The organism is Corynebacterium jeikeium (assembly GCF_000738175.1).
Taxonomy (GTDB): domain Bacteria; phylum Actinomycetota; class Actinomycetes; order Mycobacteriales; family Mycobacteriaceae; genus Corynebacterium; species Corynebacterium jeikeium_C.
The window spans coordinates 1-5,767 of record NZ_JFCH01000051.1; the positions used below are offsets into that span (position 1 = coordinate 1).

Genomic DNA, 5,767 nt, shown 5'->3' on the forward strand with positions numbered 1-5,767 from the left:
AGGGTGGCGGTGAGCCCCAGACGGCGGCGAGACTGCAGGTCGGAGGTCATGCGGAACACCGGGGCAGGCAGCAGGTGAACCTCGTCGTAAATGATTAAGCCCCAGTCGCGGGAGTCGAACAGCTCCAGCGCCCGGTATTCGCCCTTCGACTTGCGCGTGACCACTTGGTAGGTGGCGATGGTCACGGGGCGGATCTCCTTCTTCTCTCCGGAGTATTCGCCGATTTCATCCTCCGTCAGGGAGGTGCGGCGCACTAGCTCGTCCTTCCACTGCCTGCCCGCGACGGTGTTCGTCACCAGGATCAGGGTGGTGGCCTTTGCCTTGGCCATCGAGGCCGCGCCGACCATCGTCTTTCCCGCACCACACGGCAGCACTACCACGCCCGAGCCGCCTTCCCAGAAGCTATCGGCCGCCATCTCCTGGTAGTCGCGCAGCTGCCATTCTTCGTGTTCCTGCGACAGCTCGATGGGGTGCGCCTCGCCGTCGACGTATCCCGCCAGGTCCTCTGCAGGCCAGCCGACCTTCAGCAGTTCCTGCTTGAGCCTGCCGCGCTCGGAAGGGTGCACAACGATCGAGTCCTCGTCGATCTCTGCGCCCAACATGGGCTTGATCTTTTTGTGACGCCGGATCTCCGTCAACACAGCCCTGTCCGTCGTCTCTAGCACGAGCCCGTGCGCTGGGTGCTTGATGAGCTTCAGCCGCCCGTAGCGATCCATCGTGTCGGCAATGTCGATGAGCAGCGGCTGCGGGACGGGGAACCGCGAGTAGGTTTCCAGCACGTCCATGATCTGCTCCGCGTCGTGCCCTGCCGCGCGGGCGTTCCACAGCGCCAGCGGGGTGATGCGGTAGGTGTGCACGTGCTCCGGCGCGCGCTCCAGCTCCGCGAACGGTGCCAGCGCGGTGCGCGCCTCCTGCGCCTGTTCGTGGTCGATTTCCAGCAGCACGGTCTTATCCGACTGCACAATGAGCGGTCCGTTTCCAATGCCCACGCTGTGTGTCACTTCCTTTTTGTTTATCGACGCCACCGCGACGGTGTTGCTCAAGCCAAAGACATCATTTTACGCTGCAGTGGTGCGAACTCGTGCTCCACTATGCTGAGACCCATGATTGCTCAGACGGGAAATCTGCGCCAATGGCAGTATTTCGTGGCTTTAGCGGAGACCGGTAGTTTTACAGCGGCGGCAGCGCGACTGGGAGTGAGTCAGCCGCCTGTCTCCAATGCCATTAAGCGCTTAGAAGCTGGTGTAGGTACACCGCTATTTATCCGAGGGGCGGGGGAAGTGAAACTAACCGAGGCAGGGTTGACCTTGCTTCCATATGCCCGGGTGATTAATCGCGATCTTCAGACTATGCATTCGATGATTGACGGTATCCGAAGTGGTGCGCAAAGCGGGTTTCGTTTGGCCATCAGTAGTGCGCTTCCAAGCGAGATAGGATCGCGTATTGCAGCAAAGGCACAGCAGCATGATGGAGTAGTTTTGTCGTCACTGCCTTCTGTTGAGATTCTTGCCCGTGTTGAAGAAGGCGCTATTCATGCGGGGCTTGTTCAAGCTCCGGTTCCCTTGGGTACTCACCGCAGTGCGAGGCAGTTTTCTCTGTCACGTGATCTAGTGGTGCCGCCGGGGTATTCAAGGTTGGATAAGACCTTGTCTCAATTGAATCTGCTGGTGGAGAACCTGAATGACAATTCAAGTGCAGCCAGTGGTTTGGCGAGAGAGCTATTTCGGTCGGGTGTGTCTTGCGAAATTAATGATTCAGAGGATGCTCTAGGTAGGGGCTTATTGATTGGAAGAGGGGAGGGGATGTCTTTGGTATTTCGCGGTTTTCACCAGTTTGACAATGCTATTGAGCTTCCTTCCCGTTTCGATTTTTCCGTGGATGTAGTGGTTCGCCGAGGTGGGATGGACAATGGCGCCGAGGCCATGGCGGTCGCCGAAAGAATTTGTCGAAGGATTAACCAATGACTGCACGGATGGAGATGGCCCTGGAAAACGTGTTGATGCGGTCGGGGTGTGAGGGATGGTGGTGTGCATCGCGACTGCACGATGGGGTGACTATCGGACGCAAACAAGACGAGAAAATTACGGTGGCATCCTTATATAAAATCCGGCTCCTCCACCTCACTTTGGAAGCGATTCAACGAGGTGATCTGGATCCTCGTCTTCGTGTTGACGTTGCACCGTCCAAAGGAACTTACGAAGGGTATGGGTTCGCTGCCTTTGATGACGCAGTGAACGTGAGTCTCCGAGACTTAATGAAACAAGTCGCATCGGTGTCAGATAACGTGGCCGCCCACGAGATTTTGCGTCTACTGCCTGCGTGGGCTCGAGAAGCATTTCTTAAACGGTTTCCACCTCATTATGACTTGCAAGATCGGAATAGCTTAGTGACGGCGGAGAAACAATTGCGTCAATATGTTCAATCCCAAGGGGGGAGAAGTACAGATATAGCGTTTTCTGCAGTCTCTTCGTTGGCGGAAATAACTAATGACTTGGAACAGGTTTGGAAAGACGATAGTGCAGCGGTACGTCGATCTATGTGTGAACTCTTGGGGTTGCAGGTGTGGCGTCACCGTGTTCCTTCAGGCTTTCCTCCAAGCGGCGTTGATATCTATGGAAAAACGGGCACTGTAGGACTTCTCCATGGTGAAGCTTCGATTATCCAGGTTGAGGGCGAGGAGCCCATTGTGGTGTCCATCATGCTGAAACAGGTGGTGCCAGAACAAGCAATGAGTACTCACGATGGTGCTATTGGCGAAGTGGCTAGACTGCTCGTGGACGCTCTTCGTTAGAATTTCTGCCACTTGAATACACACTTCTACCATCGCCTATATGTGAATGAAATGAGACAATTGCATTATGTGATATTGGTGGCATCCAATGCGTCTCACTTAACGTCACTCCCATGATGACTAAGCACAATCGTTTCCGTCAGTCGGTGATTGCACTCTGTTCGCTCTCCGCAGTGATGTTGAGCAGCTGTTCAGCTCTACCGTGGGAATCAGACTCAGACGTATTTCTCAAAGCTTTCAACGCGGGAGATGACAGCAAGGCTGCACGGTATCTGGATCATCCAGACCCGGAGCGCGCCCTTCATGAATTTCGGCAGTCACTTCATGGTGTGAAGGTCAACATCGAAAAATCTGATATTTCCAATGGAAAGCAGAATACTCATGTGACTTGGTCCAAAGATGGTGTGGAGTTGGAGAGCAATGGTCGGCTCGTCCTTAGTGGACAGGATGGTAAGCCTCAATGGTTGCCTTCGATCTTCGAAGCTCAGTTGAGCGATGATTCCGCACTCTTTTTTGCTGAAGATAAACAGTACGATCTTCCAATTAAAGATCGCTTGGGCAATGAATATATGACCTGGACGAAAGTTATTCAGGTACGAGGTCGCAAAGACATAGCCTCTAGAGCGCAGGAATTGGCCCAGATTTTTGCACCAGTGTCTCCCACAACGACTAAGGAGTGGATCGAGCAGACCTTGGGAGAGTCTCAGGATGAAGACACCGTGCTCCTCACTTTGAGGCAGGAAGAATTCCGGAAGATACAAGAGCAACTTAGGACCTTTGAGGGAATTTCCACTGTGGAGCAGGGGCGTCTCTTAAGCGTGTCCAAAACTCTTAACTCTCCGCTGGATGCTGAATTGAACAAATATTGGGAGTCAGTGCTCGATGCTAATTCAGGATGGTCGATACGCGCTGAGAGTTCACAAGGTATGACGACGGTAGCCTCTGAGCCGCCTCGCCGAGTTCAGCCAATCGCAACCACTCTGGATAACACACTGCAAAGCGCAGCAAAACAAGCAGTGGACAGTGAGCAACGTGCCGCAGTTCTAGTCGTGCTCAATCCTAGAACAGGAGGTGTCCTTGCCGTTGCACAAAATGACAAGGCAAATAACCAAGGGCCAATCGCACTCACCGGGCTATTCCCACCGGGATCGACGTTCAAAACTGTGACCACAGCGGCGGCACTAGAGGCAGGGGCAGTCAGCATGGATGAGGAACTACCTTGTCCTAGCAATATCACCGTCGCTGGACGCAAGATTCCCAACGATCATGACTTCGATCTAGGTAGCGTTCGACTGGAAGAAGCTTTCGCCCAATCATGTAACACAACCCAAGCGGTCATTTCGGATCGTTTGGGAGAAGATGATCTGCAACGGACTGCTTTAGAACTCGGAATTGGCTCCGACTTCGACGTACCAGGGATGACCACACTTACTGGTTCGGTGCCGCGGACACCGGCTGGACCTCCTCGTGTGGAGGCTTCTATTGGACAGGGCGAGGTTCTAGCTAGTCCATTTGGGATTGCGCTCATGCAATCGACTGTCGCTAACGGCGGCTTGCTTGTTCCTCCACAGCTCATTCAAGGCGAACAGACAGTAGTGAATAAACAGGCAGACCAGCATGTCAGCGATACAACTATTCAAAGCCTCCGGACGATGATGAAATCAACAATTGACCACGGTTCAGCTAGGTCGTTGAGTGATCTTAGTGCACTTGGCGGAAAGACTGGTACAGCAGAAATTGATGGCAAGCTTTCCAATGGCTGGTTCGCTGGAACGACAGGGGAATTGGCGATTGCGTCCCTTGTAATCGAAGGAGATTCTTCTCAGCCAGCTGTGGAAATGGCCGGGCGTTTCCTTCGCTCGCCGGATGTTCAGAAATTCTCTGGAATTCAATAAACTTGCGTCATAACCTCTAGCACGGCACGTCCACCGCAGCGATGCGGTGGGGTTGGATCGTGAGGCTCTCCCCGGTGGATTCGAGCACCGCGGAGATGGTGGAGGGGGTCATCATCACGATGGAGATCCAGTCATGGCTGGTGGCACCCGCATAGTCCACGTAGTGCAGGCGCACCTGTGTGCCCGCGGTATAGGCGCGGCGCAGCTCGGACATGATCTCCCGCGGCGAGCGGAAGGTCCGGGTGTCCGAGGCCTTCGTGCCGTCCGCCGGGTCCACGGCGATGGCCTGGTCGTGGGCGCGGCGAAAACCCTCCACGGCGCCGTCGATCTCCGAGGCGATCTCGGTGGAGTCCCCAGTGATGTCCATGATGTTGCGCTGGGGAGTATCCACGCGAGACGGGACACGAGCCGAGTGGGGTTCGGTGGCGGAGCCCTGCTGGAATGCCCTGGTGGCGTCGTCAATCAAATACCGCAGGGACTGGGGAACGGACGAGAGACCGCCGGGGGACATGCGATCCAGGAAGGCCTCGATGTCCTTCCATGGGGCGTCATAGCGCTTCGGCCCGATCAGGCTGAATACGTCGCCTTCGCGGCCGTCCTCGCGCACCAGGGTGGCGGTGAGCCCCAGACGGCGGCGAGACTGCAGGTCGGAGGTCATGCGGAACACCGGGGCAGGCAGCAGGTGAACCTCGTCGTAAATGATTAAGCCCCAGTCGCGGGAGTCGAACAGCTCCAGCGCCCGGTATTCGCCCTTCGACTTGCGCGTGACCACTTGGTAGGTGGCGATGGTCACGGGGCGGATCTCCTTCTTCTCTCCGGAGTATTCGCCGATTTCATCCTCCGTCAGGGAGGTGCGGCGCACTAGCTCGTCCTTCCACTGCCTGCCCGCGACGGTGTTCGTCACCAGGATCAGGGTGGTGGCCTTTGCCTTGGCCATCGAGGCCGCGCCGACCATCGTCTTTCCCGCACCACACGGCAGCACTACCACGCCCGAGCCGCCTTCCCAGAAGCTATCGGCCGCCATCTCCTGGTAGTCGCGCAGCTGCCATTCTTCGTGTTCCTGCGACAGCTCGATGGGGTG

Annotated in this window: 5 protein-coding genes; 3 read left to right on the forward strand and 2 right to left on the reverse strand. The window is 55.9% G+C overall.

Going from position 1 to position 5,767, the window contains the following annotated elements; genetic code table 11:
- Positions 1-989 (reverse strand): helicase-associated domain-containing protein (locus JQ46_RS08130; RefSeq protein WP_034987123.1); only part of this gene is annotated, 989 nt, incomplete at its 3' end.
- Positions 990-1,103: 114 nt separating this feature from the next.
- On the opposite strand from JQ46_RS08130, the gene JQ46_RS11120 reads away from it, so the two are divergent.
- From JQ46_RS11120 to pbp2m, 3 genes are all read left to right on the forward strand, one after another.
- Complete coding sequence (locus JQ46_RS11120; protein WP_012360809.1) at positions 1,104-1,964, forward strand: LysR family transcriptional regulator; 861 nt, start codon at positions 1,104-1,106, stop codon at positions 1,962-1,964.
- Entirely contained in the window at positions 1,961-2,791 is an 831-nt protein-coding gene (locus JQ46_RS08135) for a serine hydrolase (protein WP_034987125.1), read from the forward strand. Before JQ46_RS11120 ends, JQ46_RS08135 begins: the two co-directional genes overlap by 4 nt.
- 113 nt (positions 2,792-2,904) lie before the next feature.
- On the forward strand, positions 2,905-4,686 hold the full coding sequence (pbp2m, locus tag JQ46_RS11125; RefSeq protein ID WP_016421369.1) for a penicillin-binding protein PBP2M: 1,782 nt from the start codon (positions 2,905-2,907) through the stop codon (positions 4,684-4,686).
- 16 nt (positions 4,687-4,702) lie between these two features.
- On the opposite strand, the gene JQ46_RS08145 is transcribed toward pbp2m, so the two are convergent.
- A partial coding sequence (locus JQ46_RS08145; RefSeq protein ID WP_034987127.1) for a DEAD/DEAH box helicase family protein occupies positions 4,703-5,767 on the reverse strand: 1,065 nt, incomplete at its 5' end.

Coding starts and splice junctions, on each gene's coding strand:
- JQ46_RS11120 (WP_012360809.1), top strand. CDS start 1,104: ATGATTGCTCAGACGGGAAATCTGCGCCAATGGCAGTATTTCGTGGCT.
- JQ46_RS08135 (WP_034987125.1), top strand. CDS start 1,961: ATGACTGCACGGATGGAGATGGCCCTGGAAAACGTGTTGATGCGGTCG.
- pbp2m (WP_016421369.1), top strand. CDS start 2,905: ATGATGACTAAGCACAATCGTTTCCGTCAGTCGGTGATTGCACTCTGT.